Genomic DNA, 1,491 nt, shown 5'->3' on the forward strand with positions numbered 1-1,491 from the left:
CGCAGGAAATTTGAGAGGAGCTGTCCTTAGTACGAGAGGACCGGGATGGACACACCGCTGGTGTACCAGTTGTTCCGCCAGGGGCATCGCTGGGTAGCTATGTGTGGCCGGGATAAGTGCTGAAAGCATCTAAGCACGAAGCCCCCCTCAAGATGAGATTTCCCATTGCGCAAGCAAGTAAGATCCCTCAAAGACGATGAGGTAGATAGGTTCGGGGTGGAAGCGTGGCGACACGTGCAGCTGACGAATACTAATCGATCGAGGACTTAACCAACACAGTTGTTTTCAATGTCGCATATCCAGTTTTGAAGGCACAAGCCGCAGGTTTTTTTAAAAAAACGCTTGCAATACCTTGTAAACTTGGTATAATAATACTTGTCTTTCAAAATAAATTGGTCTGGTAATGATGGCAAAGAGGCCACACCCGTTCCCATCCCGAACACGGAAGTTAAGCTCTTTTGCGCCGATGGTAGTTGGGGGTTTCCCCCTGTGAGAGTAGGACGTTGCCAGGCTGATCCATATTATTCCGAAGTAGCTCAGTGGTAGAGCACCGCACTGTTAATGCGATGGTCGTAGGTTCGAGTCCTACCTTCGGAGCCAACTTTTGGAGAGCTGTCCGAGTGGCCGAAGGAGCATGATTGGAAATCATGTAGGCGGGCAACCGTCTCAAGGGTTCGAATCCCTTGCTCTCCGCCAGTAGATATTCTTCAATAAAAATTAATGGCCCCTTGGTCAAGCGGTTAAGACACCGCCCTTTCACGGCGGTAACACGGGTTCGAATCCCGTAGGGGTCACCAAATTACCAAACGAAGATGGTAATTTGCGGCGACGCAGCGAAGCGAGGAAGGAGCATTCCTTTAACGCCTTCATAGCAGAGTTCGCAAATTGTCACAGATGTTGATTTATATTATATGGAGGATTAGCTCAGCTGGGAGAGCATCTGCCTTACAAGCAGAGGGTCGGCGGTTCGATCCCGTCATCCTCCACCATTTCCAACATACATAATTCCAGTAATGATTTGAAAAGTTTCTTCTATTATATAAGATATTCCTTTAACGCTAAAATGCCTTACAAAGTGAATATAAGTATGATAAAGTAAGAACAATACGATTGTCGTGAGTAGATCAGCGAACCGTAAGAAAACGGTGAAGTTACACCGAATCAGCCGAAAGGCGATGCAGGTGTCCATCAAGCGAAAAGCGTAAGAGTAACAATGTATCACCTATATTATTGTCGCGGGGTAGAGCAGTTCGGTAGCTCGTCGGGCTCATAACCCGGAGGTCGCAGGTTCAAATCCTGCCCCCGCAACCAAAAAGGTCCCGTGGTGTAGCGGTTAACATGCCTGCCTGTCACGCAGGAGATCGCCGGTTCGATCCCGGTCGGGACCGCCATTTTTATCTTAATTATGTGGGTCAGTAGCTCAGTTGGTAGAGCATTAGATTGAAGCTCTAAGTGTCGGCGGTTCGATTCCGTCCTGACCCACCATTTTTT

Annotated in this window: 7 tRNA genes and 2 rRNA genes; all 9 read left to right on the plus strand. The window is 48.2% G+C overall.

Going from position 1 to position 1,491, the window contains the following annotated elements:
• A 23S ribosomal RNA gene (locus tag BLQ32_RS08850) occupies positions 1 to 274 on the plus strand; the annotation flags it as partial.
• Between the two features lie 122 nt (positions 275 to 396).
• Positions 397 to 512 (plus strand): 5S ribosomal RNA (rrf, locus tag BLQ32_RS08855).
• Between the two features lie 13 nt (positions 513 to 525).
• Positions 526 to 600, plus strand: a tRNA-Asn gene (locus BLQ32_RS08860).
• Positions 601 to 606: 6 nt separating this feature from the next.
• Positions 607 to 696 (plus strand) — tRNA-Ser (locus BLQ32_RS08865).
• A gap of 26 nt (positions 697 to 722) precedes the next feature.
• A tRNA-Glu gene (locus BLQ32_RS08870) sits at positions 723 to 797 on the plus strand.
• Between the two features lie 116 nt (positions 798 to 913).
• Positions 914 to 989, plus strand: a tRNA-Val gene (locus BLQ32_RS08875).
• A gap of 245 nt (positions 990 to 1,234) precedes the next feature.
• A tRNA-Met gene (locus BLQ32_RS08880) sits at positions 1,235 to 1,311 on the plus strand.
• 4 nt (positions 1,312 to 1,315) lie between these two features.
• Positions 1,316 to 1,391, plus strand: a tRNA-Asp gene (locus tag BLQ32_RS08885).
• Positions 1,392 to 1,409: 18 nt separating this feature from the next.
• Positions 1,410 to 1,485: transfer RNA gene (locus BLQ32_RS08890), tRNA-Phe, on the plus strand.
• Positions 1,486 to 1,491: the final 6 nt, after the last annotated feature.

It is taken from the genome of Planococcus glaciei (assembly GCF_900099655.1).
Taxonomy (GTDB): Bacteria; Bacillota; Bacilli; order Bacillales_A; family Planococcaceae; genus Planococcus; species Planococcus glaciei.